Raw genomic sequence first — 16,573 nt, 5'->3', positions numbered from 1 at the left:
CTAGCCCAACGGCACTATTCGTGGCCGTAGCGTTCAGTTCCGGGGAGACGTGATTTGAAATCCAACATGACGAAGTCGGTCAGAGCTTCTCTGCTCGCACTTTCCATCGCGGCCATGCCGCTTGCGGCAAGTGCGGCAGGACTTGGGCTGATCAATGTTTTCAGCGGTCTCGGTCAACCCTTGCGAGCTGAAATCCAGATCAGTGCCACCGCGCAGGAGCTCCAGTCCCTCAGCGCCAGGATTGCTTCCACCGAAGCATTCCGGCGTGCGAATCTGACGTACGGCAGTTCGATCAGTGCGATTCGGGTCAGTGTCGATACGCGCGCAACGCGTCCGGTGATCCGCCTCTCCAGTGAGCGGCCGATCAACGATCCGTTCATCGATCTGCTTGTGGAACTGAACTGGGCGAACGGGCAACTGCTGCGCGAATACACCTTCCTGCTCGATCCGGTGGACATCGCCGCGCCGAAACCGCTGGCCGCCACCGTGGATACCCCGGCGGCAGCGCCGGTACCGCGGGCAGCGCCAACTCGCGCGAGCGCTCCGGTAGCCTCCGCGCAGACGGCGGATACCTACGCCGTCCGGCGGGGTGACACCATGCACCGAATCGCGGGCAGGGTCGCGCCGGCGGGGGCAACGCTCGATCAGACCCTTGTCGCGCTGCAGCGTGCCAATCCACAGGCCTTCGATGGCGGGAACATGAACCGGCTGCGTGCCGGGTCGGTGCTCAAGGTACCTGCGGCCGAGAGCGTTCGCACGATCGATGCTGGCGAGGCACGCCGCGAAGTGCGGGCCCAGGCCGCCGACTTCGAGGCGTATCGTCGTGGTCTGGCCGGTACCGCAGCCGCGCGGCCCGCGGTGCCCGCTGGCGAGGCCCGGCAGGAGAGTGCTGGCGCGATCGTTCCGAAGGTGGAAGAGCCTGCGGTGACAGAACGCAGTGGCGATCAGGTACAGATCTCCCAGGATCCCGAGGCCGGAGACGGTAGCGCCCTGTCCCGGCTTCAGGCGCTTGAGGAAGAACTTGCCACGCGCACTGCGGCGCTTGATGAAGCCAATGCGCGCCTCGGGCAGCTTGAGCGCAGCCTGCAGGACCTGCAACGCCTGCTCGAACTGCAGAGTGGCACGATGGGGCAGTTGCAGGCCGAAGCAGAAACGGCGGGTGGTGGCGGTGCGGCAGCGCCGACTGCCACAGGGTCGGGTGAGCATGAAGCGGCTGTCCAGGCGGCCCCTGCAAGCGCCGAACCGGCAGCAGGCACCGCGCCGGCAGCGGGTGTGGAGCCCGCCGCAGGGGCCGAGGTGGCGATGCCTCCGGCGGACAGCGCAGCCGCAACGGCTGCGCCCGCAGCTGCAGCACCGCAGCTCGAGCCGAGCGCGACACCGGTCGCCGCGCCTGCACCAGAACCTGCACAGCCCCCGCAGACCGCTACGCCATCTGAGCCCGCGCCTCGGCGGGCGCCTGCGCCGGTCCCGGCGCCACAGCCCGAACCCAGCTTCGTCGATACCCTGCTTGCGGATCCTGCGGTGCTCTATGGCGGTGGCGGTATCCTGGCCCTGTTGCTCGCCTACGCCGGCCTGAAGTCCCGCCAGCGGCGCAAGGATCAGGAGATCCTCGCCGCGGATGCGACCCTGGACAAGCAAGTGGCGGGTGCCGACAGTCAGGCCGTCTTCGGCAGCACGGGCGGGCAGAGCGTCGATACCGGCGCCAGCAGCATCATGCACACGGACTTCAGCCAGACGGGGTTGTCTTCGATCGACACGGATGAGGGCGTCGATCCGGTCGCCGAAGCCGACGTGTACATGGCCTATGGTCGTGACGCCCAGGCGGAGGAGATTCTGCGGGATGCGCTCAAGGCCGACCCGGGCCGCGCAGCCATCTACCTGAAGCTGCTGGAGATCCACGCCCAGCGGCGCGATGCCCGTCAGTTCGAGAGTGTTGCGACCGAGCTGTTCTCGCGTACCGGCAGTCACGGGGGTGACTGGGAGAAGGCGGCTGCGCTCGGCCGCAAGCTAGACCCCGAGAACCCGCTCTATGCGACGCCGGTTTCCGAGTCATTGGCTGGCTTGAGTAATCTGGATGAGCCGACCTCGCCGGGCTTCGGCGCGACCGCGACGCTCGCTGCAGGGGGCGTCGCCGCCGCTGCGGTTTCGGCGATACCGGAGCCTGATGGCACTGCTCGGCCGTCCGCGCCTGCGACGGCTGAAGACGAGCCGGCCGCGGACGAGTTCGAGCTTTCGGCGCTGGATTTCACCACCTCCTCTCCGGTCGAGACTTCGCATTCGCAGATGCGCGACACCTGGACACTTCCCGGTGAACTCAACAAATTCACCGGCGCTGAAGCTGAGGAACCGGTTGATGAGCCGACGATCGACGCGGGCGTGATCGACTTCGAACTCGATCTGGGCGATGAGCCGCCGACGTCCGAGGCTGCGGTGGTCGCTGAGCAGGAAGCGACTGCGGACGCAGAGGCAGCTGTGGACGAGGTCATTTCCGCGACGGACTCGGCGCAGGAGGGTGACGAAGGCGCATTGGTGTTCGATCTCGACATCGGCGGCAGCGCGCCAGCGACCGAACAGGCGCCTGAGCCGGCTGCAGGCAACGAGGCCGCCGGGGACGCGGTGGCCACGTCGAGCAGTATCGATTTCGAGCTCCCTGACGTCGATCTCGATGCCACCGGAGACCGCTTCGACCTGGCGGCAACCATCGTCAGCAGTGACGCTGCCGCAATCGATGCGTTTGACGAGGGTGAGAAGTCGTCTGCGGCCGAAGCCGCGGCGGCTGCAAGCGCGGCGCCCACTGAGGAGTCCGTGGTTGACCTCGAGAAAACCAGCTTCGACAACAGTCTGCTCGATTTCGATTTTGAGCTGGATGTGCCCGAGGCGGCGTCTGCCGCGACGGGTACGATGCCCGCCGGGCTGGATCTCACCTCCATCGATCTGGATCTCGAGAAGTTCGACGAAGGGCAGGCGGGGTCCGGTGACGAGATGCCTGCCTCGATGATCGAGACCCGGCTGGAAGGCGACCTGCCGGGCATGGGACTGGAGGCTGACGACGGGGGGGCTTCGGGGCCGGATAATGAGGAGTCCGAAACCAAGCTTGAACTCGCCCGCGCCTACGAGGAGATGGGCGACAACGAGGGGGCCCTCGAACTCCTTCGCGAAGTGGTGGCAGAAGGCTCCGAGAGACAGCAGGCCGCAGCGCGCGATATGATCGCCCGCCTGAGCTGAACGCTCCTTGCCGGGCCGCCGCGTGCCTCGGGCCCGCGGCGGCCTTTCTTCGTTTACCCCCGCATGCATTCCGGTCTGATCCTGCTCCTTTGGCTGGCTGCCGTGGCCAGCATTCAACTCCTGCCCCCGCAGGCGCTCGGCGCTGCGGTGTTGGTCTGTGTTGCGCTCGCCGCGCTGCTTGCCCCAAGGCGAAGCTGGCGTCTGGTGAAGCGGGTGCGCGTGCTGCTGATTGCGATCGCCGCGCTGTTTGCATGGTTTACGCCGGGGGAAGCGCTCTTCTTCGATTGGCCCCGGCTTGGCCCGAGCCGGGAAGGTGTCGTTCTCGCTGCGGTTCATGCTGCTCGACTGCTCGCCGTGGTCTGTGCGGTGGGTATCCTGCTGGAGCGCTTGTCGTTGGAACGCCTCGTGGGCGGATTGCATGCACTGGCGCGCCCTTTGCGCCTGATCGGGGTGCCGCCCGAGCGGCTGGCCCTGCGCTTGTTGCTGGTGCTGCAGTACGTCGAGCAGTCGCCCAGGGGGCGTGCCGGTCATTGGAAAGACTGGTTGGTCGATGAAACCGGGCAGCAGACGGCCGATCCTGTCGTCCTGCGCAGGGAACGCATGGGGGGGATCGATGTGCTGGTCGCCGCATGTGTGTTCGGCGCGCTGCTGTGGTGGAGTCTGAAGTGACGCGCGTTGTGCTGGGGCTCGAGTATGCGGGCGATGCCTTCTGTGGCTGGCAGAGCCAGGCGCATGGGCGCACGGTGCAGGATTTGCTCGAGGCAGCGCTGGCGCAGATCGCTGCCGAGCCGGTGCGCCTGCATTGTGCCGGCCGCACCGACACCGGCGTGCATGCGAGTGCTCAGGTGGCGCATTTCGACACCGGCGCAAGACGTCCGGCCTCGGCCTGGGTGCGCGGCGTCAATGCCCTGCTGCCGTCATCGGTCGTGGTGCGCTGGTCGGCCGAGGCCGACGAGGACTTTCACGCCCGCTATCTCGCGTACGAAAGGCAGTATCGCTACATTCTGCACAATGCACCTACGCGACCTGCGATGCTGACCCGGCGGGTCGGGTGGTTTCATCTGCCGCTGGACGATACGCGCATGGCGGCTGCTGCTGCGTGTCTGGTGGGCACGCACGATTTCTCCTCGTTCCGTGCCGCTGGCTGCCAGTCGAAGACGCCCGTAAGGGTGATGCGCGAGGCGCGCGTCAGTCGTCAGGGGGACTACCTGCTGTTCGATTTCCGCGCCAACGGCTTCCTGCATCACATGATCCGCAACCTGGTGGGGGCGCTCGTCTATGTCGGCAAGGGGCGTTACCCGGTCGAGTGGATGCGTGAACTCCTCGAGGCGCGTGATCGAACCCGTGCAGCGCCAACCTTCTCCCCCGATGGCCTCTATCTGTGTGGTGTGCGCTACCCGCCGCGCTGGCCGCTGCCCAACGATGGGCGTATCATCGCGCTGCCTCAGCTACCCCTCGTCTGAATGTCCCCGACCCGAATCAAGATCTGTGGCCTGACCCGCCCGCAGGACGTGCGCGCGGCCGTCGAAGCCGGTGCCGACGCGATCGGCTTCGTGTTCTATCCGCCCAGTCCGCGCGCGGTGTCTGCCGAACTGGCCGCCGAACTCGTCGCGCTGTTGCCCCCGTTCGTGAGCTCCGTAGGCCTGTTCGTCAATCCCGCGCCGGGAGAGGTGGAGTCCGTGCTCGCGAGCGTCCCGCTGCAGTTTCTGCAGTTCCATGGTGACGAAACCGAGGCCGACTGTGCGCGCTTCGGTCGGCCGTGGATCAAGGCGGCCAGGATGCGCCCAGGGGTCGATCTGCTAGAATTTGCTGCATCGCACCCACGCGCCTGCGGCATCCTCGTCGACGCTTTCGTCGAGGGCTACGGCGGTGGTGGAAAAACTTTCGACTGGTCGCTGATTCCGCAGGGTTTTTCGCGACCGCTGGTCCTGTCCGGCGGACTCGATGCGGACAACGTGACCGAGGCTGTACGTCGTATCCGCCCGTGGGCGGTGGATGTGTCGAGCGGGGTCGAGAGTGCCAAGGGAATCAAGGACGCCGAGAAGATCGCTGCGTTCGTTGCCGGAGTTCGACATGCAATTGGCTGACACGCCTTATCAGTTTCCCGACGCGAGCGGACATTTCGGTCCCTATGGAGGCGTCTTCGTGTCCGAAACGCTGATGCCGGCGCTGGCCGAGCTACGTGAAGCCTACGCAGCTTGCCAACGCGATCCGGCATTCATCGCCGAATTCGAGTACGAGCTCAAGCACTACGTCGGCCGTCCGAGCCCGATCTATCATGCCAAGCGCTGGTCTGAGATCCTGGGCGGCGCGCAGATCTACCTCAAGCGCGAGGATCTGAATCACACCGGCGCGCACAAGGTCAACAACTGCATTGGTCAGGCCATGCTTGCCCGCCGCATGGGTAAGCCGCGCGTGATCGCAGAGACCGGGGCCGGCCAGCACGGCGTCGCCACGGCCACGGTGGCTGCGCGCTACGGTATGGAGTGCGTGGTGTATATGGGCTCGGAAGACGTCAAGCGCCAGGCGGCCAATGTCTACCGCATGAAGCTGCTTGGTGCGACCGTCGTCCCGGTCGAATCCGGTTCGAAGACGCTCAAGGACGCCTTGAACGAGGCCATGCGCGACTGGGTTACCAACGTCGCCGATACCTTCTACATCATCGGCACCGTCGCCGGTCCGCACCCCTATCCGATGATGGTGCGTGATTTCCAGTCGGTGATCGGCAAGGAATGCCTGGTGCAGATGCCGGAGATGACGGGGCGCCAGCCCGACTACGTGATCGCGTGCGTCGGCGGTGGCTCGAACGCAATGGGTATCTTCCATCCATACATCGATGTGGCGGGCGTGAAGCTCGTCGGCGTCGAGGCTGCGGGCGACGGGCTGGACAGCGGCCGTCATTCGGCCTCGCTGACCGCAGGGCGCCCCGGCGTGCTGCATGGCAACCGCACCTACCTGCTGCAGGACGAGGACGGGCAGATCATCGAGACGCATTCGGTGTCCGCGGGTCTCGACTATCCCGGAGTCGGTCCCGAGCACGCCTGGCTCAAGGACTCTTCGCGTGCCGAGTATGTCGGCATCACCGACGCGGAGGCGCTCAAGGCCTTCCATGACCTTTGCCGGCTGGAGGGCATCATTCCGGCGCTCGAGTCGTCGCATGCGCTTGCCTATGCCGCCAAGCTCGCGCCGACCTTGCCCAGAGAAAAGATCCTGCTGGTCAATCTTTCCGGTCGTGGCGACAAGGACATGCACACCGTCGCCGAACGTTCCGGCATCCAGTTCTGAACCTGCCCCGGGCCGCGCAAGCGGCCCGCAGTGTGATCGAGACATGTCAAGAATCCAGACCGTTTTCCAGCGCCTGCAGGCTGAAGGCCGCAAGGCGCTGATCCCCTTCGTTACTGCCGGCTTTCCGGCGCCCGAACTCACCCTGCCGCTGATGAATGCGCTCGTTGAAGGCGGCGCCGACATCCTCGAGCTCGGCGTGCCGTTCTCCGACCCGATGGCCGATGGCCCCACCATTCAGCGCGCTTCCGAGCGCGCGCTCGCACAGGGCATGAGCCTGCGCAAGGTGCTCGAAACCGTGCGCGTCTTCCGTGCCGCCAATGCCGATACGCCAGTGGTGTTGATGGGCTACGCCAACCCGATCGAGGCCATGGGGCCCGAGCGCTTCGTGGCTGCGGCGCGCGAGGCCGGTGTCGACGGCGTGCTGGTGGTCGATTACCCGCCCGAGGAGTGCGTGAGCTTTGCCGCCACTGCGAAGGCGGGCGGGCTCGATCCGATCTTCCTGCTTGCGCCGACCTCGTCGGAGCAGCGTTTCGCCGACGTTGCGCGTGCCGGCAGCGGCTACATCTACTACGTTTCGCTGAAGGGTGTGACTGGCAGCGCAAAGCTCGACGTCGAGGAGGTTGCGCGTCGCATTCCGCAGATCCGCGCCGCGGTCGGCATGCCGGTGGGCGTGGGCTTCGGCATCCGCGATGCCGAGAGCGCGCAGCGCGTCGGTGCGGTGGCGGATGCGGTGGTGATCGGCAGCCGCATCATCGAGGAAATCGAAAACCACCCCGGGGCCGAGGTCGAGCGTGTGACCGCCTTCATGCGCGACATTCGCGTCGCGCTCGATGCCCTCGTTGCGGACAAAGGAGCCTGAACATGAGCTGGTTGCAGAAGCTGCTGCCACCGAAGATCAAGCGCGGCGATGCCTCCGCGCGCAATAAGTCCATTCCTGAAGGCCTGTGGAGCAAATGCGAGGGCTGCGAGTCGGTGCTGTATCGCACCGATCTCGACGGCAACCTTGGTGTGTGCCCCAAGTGTGGCCACCACCACCGCCTGCGCGCGCGCCGTCGCCTCGATGTTCTGCTCGACGCCGACGGACGCAGCGAGATCGGCGCCGAGGTCACGCCGGTCGATGCGCTCAAGTTCAAGGATTCGCGCAAGTACCCCGACCGCCTGTCGGCAGCAACTGCCGACACCGGCGAGGCCGACGCCATGGTGGTGATGAAGGGTGCAATCAAGAGCGTTCCGGTCGTGGTCGCCTGCTTCGAGTTCGAGTTCCTCGGCGGTTCGATGGGCTCGGTCGTTGGGGAGCGCTTCGTGCGGGGTGCGAAGGTGGCCTACGAGGAACGGCTGCCCTTCATCTGTATCACCGCTTCGGGGGGGGCACGCATGCAGGAAGGCCTGCTTTCGCTGATGCAGATGGCCAAGACGACCGCCTCGGTCACCCGCCTGGCTGATCGCCGGCTGCCCTTCGTGACCGTGCTGACCGACCCGACCATGGGCGGTGTGTCGGCGAGCTTCGCCTTCATGGGGGACGTGGTGATCGCCGAACCCAATGCCCTGATCGGTTTTGCCGGCCCGCGCGTGATCGAGCAGACCGTGCGCGAGACGCTGCCCGAGGGCTTCCAGCGTGCCGAGTTCCTGCTGGAGAAGGGGGCCATCGATCTCATCGTCGATCGTCGCGAGATGCGTGAGCAACTCGCCACGCTGCTTGCGATGCTGAACCGGCAGCCTGCGGACGTGGTTGCCGACTGATGTCCGCTGAGCACGATCGTCCGAATCTCCCGGACAGTCTCGGCGCTTGGCTCGCGCTGCTCGAGCAGCGCCACGGCCAGCGTATCGAGCTCGGCCTGGAGCGGGTCGCTGCGGTTCGTGACCGCATGGCGGCCGAGAGCGATGCGGTCCTCATCACGGTGGGGGGCACCAACGGCAAGGGCTCCTGCTGCGCGATGCTCGAGAGCATCCTGCTCGCCGCAGGCTATCGCGTGGGCTGCTATACCTCGCCGCACTTGCTGCGCTACAACGAGCGCGTGAGGGTGGACGGGCGCGAGGCCGACGACAGCGCCCTGGTGCGTGCCTTCGCGGCGGTGGAGGTGGCACGTGGCGACACCGTGCTGACCTATTTCGAGCACGGTACGCTTGCGGCCTGGCAGGTCTTTGCGGACGCTGCACTGGACGTGGTGATCCTTGAGGTGGGCCTCGGGGGGCGTCTGGACGCGGTCAATGTGTTCGAGCCCGACTGTGCGCTCGTCACCAGCATCGCCATGGACCACATGGACTATCTTGGCGACACGCGCGAGGCGATCGGTTTCGAGAAGGCTGGGATCTTCCGCGCCGGCCGTCCTGCGGTGTGTGGTGATCCCCAGCCCCCGGTCACGCTGGTCGAGCACGCCGCAGCGATCGGTGCGGCGCTGTGGATCAGTGGACGCGATTTCGGTTTCGGTGGCGACCGCCAGCAGTGGGGGTATTGGCGCTATGCCGAACCGCCGGCGCAAGGTGCGCTCGTCAAACGGGGTGGTATGGCCTATCCGGCCTTGCGGGGGGCCAACCAGTTGCTCAACGCCGCGGCGGTGATGACCGTGCTCGAGACCCTGCGCGACCGGCTGCCGGTGTCCATGCAACATGTTCGTCAGGGGCTGATGCTGGTCGACGTTCCGGGGCGCTTCCAGGTACTCGCGGGTCGGCCCGCCATTGTGCTCGATGTCGCACACAACCCGCAGGCGGCGGGCGTGCTCGCCGACAATCTCGGCAACATGGGCTTCTATCCCGAGACCTGGGCGGTGCTCGGGATGCTCAACGACAAGGACATCGAAGGCGTCGTGTCGCTGATGGCCGGGCGTGTGGACCACTGGCGGCTGGCGTCCTTGCCCGGGGGGCGCGGGCTGTCGGCCGAAGCGCTCGCCGCGCGTGTGCGTGCAGCGGGTGGCAAGGGCGATATCGCCTGTTATGGTTCGCCCATCGAAGCGCTCGCGGCGGCACAGGGAGAGGTTGCCGACGATGATAGAATCGTGGTCTTTGGATCCTTCCTGACGGTAGCGGATGCGCTCGCGGCCCTGAAGGCTGCAAGGCGCGCGTGAGGGCTGGCGTGAGCGACGCAGAAAACCTGGAGATCAAGAAGCGGGCGAGGCGCAGGCTGGTGGGTGCAATCGCGCTCGCCTTGCTTGCTGCCGTGGTGCTGCCGGTGATGATGGATCAGGAGCCGCATCCGTCGATGCAGGACATCCAGATCACCATCCCCGACCGGGACAAGGTCGCCGCGTTGCCGTCGCCGGCACCGCAGCCCGCACCGGGAAATGACGGAGGCGTGGCGACGGTCGTGCCGGTGCCCGAGGATGATGGCGTCGCCACCGCCGAATCTGCACCGCCGCCCGTTGCGGCACCGGCGCCCGAGGCGCCCGCGCCTGCGAAGCCTCCTGCCGCAGGGCCGACGCCGCCGAAGGCTGTGGTCGTTCCCGAGGCACCACGACTGGCTGCGCCCGCGCGCTCGGCAGAGGAAGAGGCACGTGTGCGGGCGATCCTGGCGGGCGAGCCGGTACCCCCGCGCAGCGAATCCTTTGTGGTCCAGGTCGGGGCCTTCAGTGATGCGGCCAAGGCTGCGAAGCTCGTAGACGAACTCAAGGCAAAGGGCTTCTCGGCCTACACCGAGCCGGCGGGCCAGGTGACGCGCGTGCGCGTGGGGCCGATCGCAGGCCGTGAAGCCGCGGACAAGGTGGTCGGACGCCTCAAGGCTGCAGGGCACCAGGCCGTGCTGCAGGCGCGCTGAACGGGACCCGATGACGGCATTCGATTACGTCTTCCTGGGCATGCTCGCGTTCTCCGCTGCGATCGGAATGTGGCGCGGGCTGGTCAGCGAGGTCATGGCGGTGCTGGCCTGGGTTGCTGCATTGTTTGCCGCCTGGCGCTATAACGAACAGGCCGCCAGCGTTTTCGAGGGTCTCATCCTCGAGCCGATGTGGCGTCAGGTCGCCGGGGGGGCGCTGGTCGTGGTCGGCGTGCTGATTCTGGTGGCGCTGCTGCGTTACCTGTTGCGCGAGCTATTGCGGGCCGCCGGGCTGGGGCCCACCGACCGCTTCTTCGGCGCATTGTTCGGCATCGCGCGCGGACTCGCGATCGCCCTCGTTGTGGTCCTGATCGGCGGTCTTGCCGGGGTGTCGCGCGAGCCCTGGTGGGCACAGTCGCTTTTTGCGCCGCCGCTGGAGTCAGTGGTGATCGCTACCAAACCCTGGCTACCCGATGTGGTGGCCGAAAAAATTCGATTCAGATAGGCGTTACTTCCATGTGCGGAATTCTCGGTGTCGTTGCCACCTCCCCCGTCAACCAACTGCTCTACGATGGCCTGCAGGTTCTCCAGCACCGCGGTCAGGACGCGGCCGGCATCGCTACCTCGGAGGGCGGGCGCTTCCACATGCACAAGGGGTCCGGACTGGTGCGCGACGTGTTCCGCACGCGCAACATGCGCAACCTGATGGGCAACTGGGGTATCGGCCATGTGCGCTACCCGACCGCCGGCTCGGCCTACAACGCAGCAGAAGCCCAGCCCTTCTACGTGAATTCGCCCTTCGGCCTGTTACTCGCGCACAACGGCAATCTCACCAATTCGGAATCGCTCAAGCGCGAGATGTTCCTGTCGGACCTGCGACACATCAACACCAGCAGCGATTCCGAGGTTCTGCTCAACGTGCTTGCCCATGAGCTTCAGGCAGCCTGCAACGGCCTCAAGCTCGACGAGGACGCAATCTTCCGCGCGGTGGCGGGCGTGCATCGCCGCTGCCGCGGTGCCTATGCGGTGGTCGTGATGATCGCTGGCTACGGGCTGCTCGCCTTCCGCGACCCCTTCGGCATCCGTCCGCTCGTAGTGGGGCGCAACGACACCGGGGCGCGGGCGGAATGGCTGGTGGCATCCGAGTCGGTCGCCCTCGACGTCCTCGGGTTCAAGCTGCTGCGCGACGTGGAGCCGGGGGAGGCGGTGCTGGTGGATGTGGATGGCAATTTCCACAGCCGGCAGTGCGCGAGCAAGACGGTGCACGCCCCGTGCATGTTCGAATACGTTTATCTGGCGCGTCCGGACTCCATCATCGATGGCGTCTCGGTGTATGAATCGCGCATGAAGATGGGCGAGTTTCTTGCCGATCGCATGAAGCGCACGATGCCGAATGTGCACATCGACGTGGTCATCCCGATTCCGGACTCCAGCCGCCCCTCTGCCATGCAGATGGCGCACCGGCTCGGCCTGCCGTTCCGCGAGGGCTTCGTCAAGAACCGCTATATCGGGCGGACCTTCATCATGCCCGGCCAATCCACGCGCAAGAAATCGGTGCGGCAGAAGCTCAACACCATCCATCAGGAATTCCGGGGCAAGAGCGTGCTGCTGGTGGACGACTCGATCGTGCGTGGCACCACGAGCAAGGAAATCGTGAATATGGCGCGCGAAGCCGGTGCGACGAAGGTATACCTCGCCTCCGCCGCGCCCCCGGTGCGGCACGCGAACGTCTATGGCATTGATATGCCGACGCGGGGCGAGTTGATTGCCAGTGATCGCAGCGAGGACGAGATCTGCCGCGAGATCGGTGCGGACGGGCTGATCTACCAGGATCTGGACGATCTGAAGGCTTCAGTGCGTGCGCTGAACCCCTCGCTCAGCTTCTTCGAGACTTCGTGCTTCGATGGCCAGTACGTCACGGGCGACATTACCGCGGAGTACCTGAACGGGGTGGAGAACCAGCGTGGCGAGCTCAAGCCCGCCAAGCAAGACGGCCACGACGAAGCGGACGATGGCCAGCTTGACCTGAACCTCGCTGGCGAGAATGAGGGCTGAGCCTGCCCCCCATGGTACGGAAGACCTTGATGAGCAATTTCGATCCCGCATCCCTTCGCCCCGACACCCTGGCTGTCCGTGCCGGCATCGAACGCACGCAGTTCCGCGAGCATGGCGAGGCGATGTACCTGACCTCCAGCTTCGTGTTCGAGAGCGCGGAGCAGGCGGCAGCCTGCTTCTCCGGCGCGGAGGAGGGCTACGTCTATGCGCGCTTCTCCAACCCGACCGTCACTGCGATGCAGACGCGGCTCGCCGCGCTCGAAGGTGCGGAAGCCTGCGTCGCCACCGCGTCGGGCATGTCGGCGATCATGTCGCTGGTGATGGCGCTGTTGCAGGCGGGTGACCACATCGTGGCGTCGAATGGACTCTTCGGCGCCACGCAGCAGCTGTTCGGCAACATCCTGTCCAGGTTCGGCATCGAAACCACCTTCGTGCCGGCCACGGACCTGCAGGCCTATCGGGATGCGGTGCGCCCGCGGACGAAGCTGTTCTTCGTCGAAACCCCCTCGAATCCGCTTACCGAAGTGGTGGACATCGCTGCGGTGGCGGGCGTGGCGCATGAGGCGGGGGCGCTGCTCGCCGTGGATAACTGCTTCTGCACGCCGGTGCTGCAGCGTCCGCTGGCGCTGGGCGCCGATGTCGTCGTGCACTCGGCCACGAAGTACCTGGACGGGCAGGGCAGGGTGCTGGGCGGGGCGGTCGCGGGACGCAAGACGGTCACTGACGAAGTGTTCAAGTTTCTGCGCACCGCCGGGCCGACGCTGTCCCCGTTCAATGCCTGGGTGATTCTGAAAGGACTGGAGACGCTGCGCATCCGCATGCAGGCGCAGTGCGCGAGCGCGCTGGAGCTTGCAGGCTGGCTCGAGGCGCAGCCCGGCGTGACCCGCGTCTTCTATCCGGGCCTGCCGTCCCATCCGCAGCATGCACTCGCGATGCGACAGCAGAAGGCGGGCGGGGCGGTCGTCAGTTTCGAGGTGGCGGGTGGGCGTGAAGCCGCCTGGCGCGTCATCGACAACACCCGTTTGATCTCCATTACGGCCAACCTCGGCGACACCAAGACCACGATCACCCATCCCGCGACGACCACGCATGGGCGGATCTCGCCCGAGGCACGCGCCGCGTCGGGGATTGGCGACGGGCTGCTGCGGGTGGCGGTCGGTCTCGAGGACGTGGACGACCTGAAGGAAGACCTCGCGCGCGGCCTGAAGCGTTGAGAGCGCCCTGCATGCAACAAACGGAGACGCTTCAGCGAAAGGTTACTGTTTTGTTGCGGTGAAGTTGCATTACCATTGCGTCCCCGTGACGAGCGTACCGTTCCGTGTACGCCGGGATTCGCAATGGCGGTGTCGGCATGCGCGTTGGAAGACTGCTCAGGTTTCTGGCCATTCTGGCTGGATGTATGCTCTATGCGGTGCCGAGATGGCTGACGGACGAGTTCGGTCGCGTCAGCATCGACCAGATCCTGTATCACCTCCGCTTCGGCTCCGAAGGCGTGCTGAGCAGCGATCCCGAGCTCATTCGCCGCTTCCTGTGGCGGGCGTTGGCCTTGCCGGCCGCGCTCGCAGTGCTGCTGTGGGGCGTGGACGGTTGGCTGCGTCATCTGCGCGGGCATCCCGATGCCTGGCCGCGGCCCTGGCTGCGTCGTGCCGGCCGGGCGCTTGCGGTGGCCTTGAGGTGGGCAGCGCACCACACCGTGCCGCGCATCGTCCCGCTGATGGTGCTGGGTGCGGGGGTTGCCTTCTTCGTGGACAGTTTCTCGGTAGCGCGCTATGTGCGCGGCTACTTCGGGGATGATTACTTCGCCGAAGCCTATGTGGATCCTGGCCGTGCAACGCTGCAGCGGGTGGGCAAGCAGCCCAAGAGCCTGGTGCTGATCTATGTCGAAAGCCTGGAGACGAGCTATTCCGATCCGGCCCTGTTCGGCCACGACCTGCTGCACCGACTGAACGCGCTGAAGTCCCGACCGGGCGTGGTCTCCTTCGACAGCTATCGCGAGTTGATGGGAGCGCACTTCACGATCGCCAGCCTCGTCTCGACCCAGTGCGGCGTTCCCCTGAAATCGATCGCGATGTTCGGCGGCAACGTTCAGGGCGAGAAGGTTGAGCGCTACCTGCCGCGTGCGCGCTGCCTGGGCGATCTCCTTGCCGCAGAGGGCTACCGCAACGTGTTCCTGAATGGCTCTAGCCTAGCCTTCGCGGGGGTCGGCAAGTTTTTTCACGACCATCGCTACCACCGCGTGATGGGACGGGAGGAGTGGATCGAGGCGGGCGAGCCGCCGGCCGGGATGAGCGGCTGGGGGCTGCGGGACGATGCGTTGTTCCGCCGCGCCCGCGCGGAGCTCGGGCTGCTGATGAAGTCGAAGCAGCCCTTCAATCTCACCGTGCTGACCATCGATACTCATCACCCCTATGGTCACCTGTCGCCGGAATGCGCGCGCCGCGGCCACGAGGGCTTCGAAGGGGTCGTTGAGTGCACCGCGGATCTGGTGGCCGAGTTCGTGGAGTACATCATTGCCCGTGGCTGGCTTGATCGCGTCGCGATCGTGGTGCAGGGCGACCACCTGGCGATGGGCAATTCCTCTTATCAGAAGCTGGTGCGCAATCCCGAACGCCGTGTGTTCAACCTGCTGATCTCGAACGATGCCAAGCTTGCGGCGAATACCCGGGAAGTCACCCACTTCGACATGCTGCCGACCATCCTGTATCTGGTAGGGTTGCAGGTGAAAGACGGGCGTGCCGGGCTGGGCTACTCGGCGATCGGGCCGGTGCGGGCGCCACGGCCACCCAACCACGTTGCCAGCATGTCCGAGAAAGTGCTCGATTACAGTGCCACCTACCGCTCGCTGTGGGAGCCGCCCGAGCATCTGGCCGAACAGCCTCTCCCGGCGCCGCCTCAGCCGGCAGCGGTCGATGCTGCGGTGAACGAACTGCCGTCGTAGTGCAGCCAGCAGGCCTCGCCGCGCCAGTCGGGGAGCACCCGCCGCTCGCAGGGATGGCCGTCGAGCGTGAAGCGGTGAGTGTCGGGGCGGTGGGTATGGCCGTGCACCAGCACCGGGAACCCGTGTTGGCGCAGCAAGGCCGCGACGGCGTCCGCATTGACGTCCATGATCTCCAAGGACTTGTCAGCCTTCGCCGCCTCGCTCTTCTGCCGCAGACCGGCGATGAAGGTCTTGCGCGCAGCCAGCGGCTGAGCGAGAAAGCCAGCTTGCCACCCAGGGTCGCGCACCTGCCTGCGGAAGGCCTGGTAGGCTAGATCGTCCGTGCACAGCGCGTCGCCGTGGGCGAGCAGCAGCGTCGGGGCTTGCGCTCCGGTCCCGAAGCGCACACGGGCAGGGTCGTTGAGCAGAGTGGCGCCGATCGCGGCGGCGAACCTCGGGCCTGCGAGGAGATCGCGATTGCCGGTCATGAAGAAGACCGCAGTTCCCCGGTCGACGAGTGCCCGGACCGCTGCGGCGATGCGGGCGTTGAAAGGGGTCTCCAGGTCGTCGTCGCCCGCCCAGTATTCGAACAGGTCGCCGAGGATGAAGAGGCTAGCGGCCTCGCGCGCTGGCCCCCGCAGGAAAGAGAGGAAGGCGGAGACGTTGGCCGGTTCGTCCTCGTTCAGGTGCAGGTCGGAAATGAACAATGCCGGAAGTGCCGCGCGGGCGGCTTCCGGCATTGCTGCGGTACCCCCGTCCTTTTGGGCGGGGGTACCGGGTGCGCGTTCGCGGGTGGGCACGATCAGACGACTTCGGCGCGCTCGATGACCACGTCCTCTTTCGGCACGTCCTGGTGGAAGCCGCTCGAGCCGGTCTTGACCTTGCGGATGGCGTCCACCACGTCCAGCCCTTCGGTGACACGGCCGAACACGCAGTAACCCCAGCCTTGCAGGTCGGGCGAGCGGTAGTTGAGGAATTCGTTGTCGGCGACGTTGATGAAGAACTGTGCCGTGGCCGAGTGCGGGGCCTGTGTGCGCGCCATCGCGATCGTGCCGCGCTCGTTCTTGAGGCCGTTGTCGGCTTCATTCTTGATCTGTTCGCCGGTGGGCTTCTGGGTCATGCCCGGCTCGAAGCCGCCGCCCTGGATCATGAAGCCGTCGATGACGCGGTGGAAGATCGTGTTGTCGTAGTGGCCGGATTCGACGTAGGCGAGGAAGTTGGCCACGGTAGCCGGGGCTTTCTCGGCGTCGAGTTCGAGGGTGATGACGCCATGGTTGGTGTGCAGTTTGACTGCCATGTGATGCTCTCCTGGGGTGATTCGCGTGTCGTCCCGGCACCCAGGGTGC

General features: G+C 66.1%; 15 protein-coding genes. 13 read left to right on the top strand and 2 right to left on the bottom strand.

Translation table 11 applies throughout. The features are described 5' to 3' along the window. Window positions 1–66 precede the first annotated feature (66 nt). From ACPT9U_RS07205 to ACPT9U_RS07145, 13 genes are all read left to right on the top strand, one after another. Window positions 67–3,225, top strand: a complete 3,159-nt coding sequence (locus ACPT9U_RS07205; protein WP_435750368.1) for a FimV/HubP family polar landmark protein — start codon at window positions 67–69, stop codon at window positions 3,223–3,225. A 63-nt stretch (window positions 3,226–3,288) separates the two neighbouring features. Beyond that, complete coding sequence (locus ACPT9U_RS07200) at window positions 3,289–3,894, top strand: CbiQ family ECF transporter T component (RefSeq protein WP_435750366.1); 606 nt, start codon at window positions 3,289–3,291, stop codon at window positions 3,892–3,894. Then, a complete protein-coding gene (truA, locus tag ACPT9U_RS07195) occupies window positions 3,891–4,688 on the top strand; it encodes a tRNA pseudouridine(38-40) synthase TruA (RefSeq protein WP_435750365.1) in 798 nt (265 codons plus the stop codon). Before ACPT9U_RS07200 ends, truA begins: the two co-directional genes overlap by 4 nt. Next, complete coding sequence (locus tag ACPT9U_RS07190; RefSeq protein WP_435750364.1) at window positions 4,689–5,312, top strand: phosphoribosylanthranilate isomerase; 624 nt, start codon at window positions 4,689–4,691, stop codon at window positions 5,310–5,312. Beyond that, complete coding sequence (trpB, locus tag ACPT9U_RS07185; RefSeq protein ID WP_418363044.1) at window positions 5,299–6,510, top strand: tryptophan synthase subunit beta; 1,212 nt, start codon at window positions 5,299–5,301, stop codon at window positions 6,508–6,510. The genes ACPT9U_RS07190 and trpB overlap by 14 nt, the downstream gene beginning before the upstream one ends. 43 nt (window positions 6,511–6,553) lie before the next feature. Next, window positions 6,554–7,369 carry a tryptophan synthase subunit alpha gene (gene trpA / locus ACPT9U_RS07180; protein WP_418363043.1) on the top strand — a complete coding sequence of 272 codons (816 nt, stop codon included), beginning with the start codon at window positions 6,554–6,556 and terminating at the stop codon, window positions 7,367–7,369. 2 nt (window positions 7,370–7,371) lie between these two features. Then, complete coding sequence (gene accD / locus ACPT9U_RS07175; RefSeq protein WP_418363042.1) at window positions 7,372–8,250, top strand: acetyl-CoA carboxylase, carboxyltransferase subunit beta; 879 nt, start codon at window positions 7,372–7,374, stop codon at window positions 8,248–8,250. Then, on the top strand, window positions 8,250–9,572 hold the full coding sequence (folC, locus tag ACPT9U_RS07170) for a bifunctional tetrahydrofolate synthase/dihydrofolate synthase (RefSeq protein WP_435750363.1): 1,323 nt from the start codon (window positions 8,250–8,252) through the stop codon (window positions 9,570–9,572). Before accD ends, folC begins: the two co-directional genes overlap by 1 nt. 8 nt (window positions 9,573–9,580) lie before the next feature. Next, entirely contained in the window at window positions 9,581–10,258 is a 678-nt protein-coding gene (locus ACPT9U_RS07165) for an SPOR domain-containing protein (protein ID WP_435750362.1), read from the top strand. A 10-nt stretch (window positions 10,259–10,268) separates the two neighbouring features. Further along, window positions 10,269–10,760 (top strand): CvpA family protein, encoded by a 492-nt coding sequence (locus ACPT9U_RS07160; protein WP_418363039.1) that lies wholly within the window; start codon window positions 10,269–10,271, stop codon window positions 10,758–10,760. A gap of 11 nt (window positions 10,761–10,771) precedes the next feature. Further along, on the top strand, window positions 10,772–12,310 hold the full coding sequence (purF, locus tag ACPT9U_RS07155; protein ID WP_435750361.1) for an amidophosphoribosyltransferase: 1,539 nt from the start codon (window positions 10,772–10,774) through the stop codon (window positions 12,308–12,310). Window positions 12,311–12,339: 29 nt separating this feature from the next. Further along, window positions 12,340–13,524 carry an O-succinylhomoserine sulfhydrylase gene (locus ACPT9U_RS07150; protein ID WP_435750360.1) on the top strand — a complete coding sequence of 395 codons (1,185 nt, stop codon included), beginning with the start codon at window positions 12,340–12,342 and terminating at the stop codon, window positions 13,522–13,524. 185 nt (window positions 13,525–13,709) lie between these two features. Next, window positions 13,710–15,248 carry a sulfatase-like hydrolase/transferase gene (locus ACPT9U_RS07145; protein WP_435750359.1) on the top strand — a complete coding sequence of 513 codons (1,539 nt, stop codon included), beginning with the start codon at window positions 13,710–13,712 and terminating at the stop codon, window positions 15,246–15,248. On the opposite strand, the gene ACPT9U_RS07140 is transcribed toward ACPT9U_RS07145, so the two are convergent. Beyond that, complete coding sequence (locus tag ACPT9U_RS07140; protein WP_435750358.1) at window positions 15,203–15,967, bottom strand: UDP-2,3-diacylglucosamine diphosphatase; 765 nt, start codon at window positions 15,965–15,967, stop codon at window positions 15,203–15,205. The genes ACPT9U_RS07145 and ACPT9U_RS07140 overlap by 46 nt on opposite strands. A gap of 62 nt (window positions 15,968–16,029) precedes the next feature. After that, a complete protein-coding gene (locus ACPT9U_RS07135) occupies window positions 16,030–16,524 on the bottom strand; it encodes a peptidylprolyl isomerase (protein ID WP_418363034.1) in 495 nt (164 codons plus the stop codon). Between the last annotated feature and the right edge of the window lie 49 nt (window positions 16,525–16,573).

The sequence above is a fragment of the Thauera sp. AutoDN2 genome (genome assembly GCF_051280715.1).
In the GTDB taxonomy this organism is placed as follows: Bacteria; Pseudomonadota; Gammaproteobacteria; order Burkholderiales; family Rhodocyclaceae; genus Thauera.
Note: the sequence above shows the minus strand (reverse complement) of the source record. Positions and strands in the feature narration are given on the sequence as shown.

Excerpts from the sequence above, each read along its gene's own strand:
- ACPT9U_RS07205 (WP_435750368.1), top strand. The coding sequence starts at position 67 with ATGACGAAGTCGGTCAGAGCTTCTCTGCTCGCACTTTCCATCGCGGCC.
- ACPT9U_RS07200 (WP_435750366.1), top strand. The coding sequence starts at position 3,289 with ATGCATTCCGGTCTGATCCTGCTCCTTTGGCTGGCTGCCGTGGCCAGC.
- ACPT9U_RS07190 (WP_435750364.1), top strand. The coding sequence starts at position 4,689 with ATGTCCCCGACCCGAATCAAGATCTGTGGCCTGACCCGCCCGCAGGAC.
- trpB (WP_418363044.1), top strand. The coding sequence starts at position 5,299 with ATGCAATTGGCTGACACGCCTTATCAGTTTCCCGACGCGAGCGGACAT.
- trpA (WP_418363043.1), top strand. The coding sequence starts at position 6,554 with ATGTCAAGAATCCAGACCGTTTTCCAGCGCCTGCAGGCTGAAGGCCGC.
- accD (WP_418363042.1), top strand. The coding sequence starts at position 7,372 with ATGAGCTGGTTGCAGAAGCTGCTGCCACCGAAGATCAAGCGCGGCGAT.
- folC (WP_435750363.1), top strand. The coding sequence starts at position 8,250 with ATGTCCGCTGAGCACGATCGTCCGAATCTCCCGGACAGTCTCGGCGCT.
- ACPT9U_RS07160 (WP_418363039.1), top strand. The coding sequence starts at position 10,269 with ATGACGGCATTCGATTACGTCTTCCTGGGCATGCTCGCGTTCTCCGCT.
- purF (WP_435750361.1), top strand. The coding sequence starts at position 10,772 with ATGTGCGGAATTCTCGGTGTCGTTGCCACCTCCCCCGTCAACCAACTG.
- ACPT9U_RS07150 (WP_435750360.1), top strand. The coding sequence starts at position 12,340 with ATGAGCAATTTCGATCCCGCATCCCTTCGCCCCGACACCCTGGCTGTC.
- ACPT9U_RS07145 (WP_435750359.1), top strand. The coding sequence starts at position 13,710 with ATGCTCTATGCGGTGCCGAGATGGCTGACGGACGAGTTCGGTCGCGTC.
- ACPT9U_RS07140 (WP_435750358.1), bottom strand. The coding sequence starts at position 15,967 with ATGCCGGAAGCCGCCCGCGCGGCACTTCCGGCATTGTTCATTTCCGAC.
- ACPT9U_RS07135 (WP_418363034.1), bottom strand. The coding sequence starts at position 16,524 with ATGGCAGTCAAACTGCACACCAACCATGGCGTCATCACCCTCGAACTC.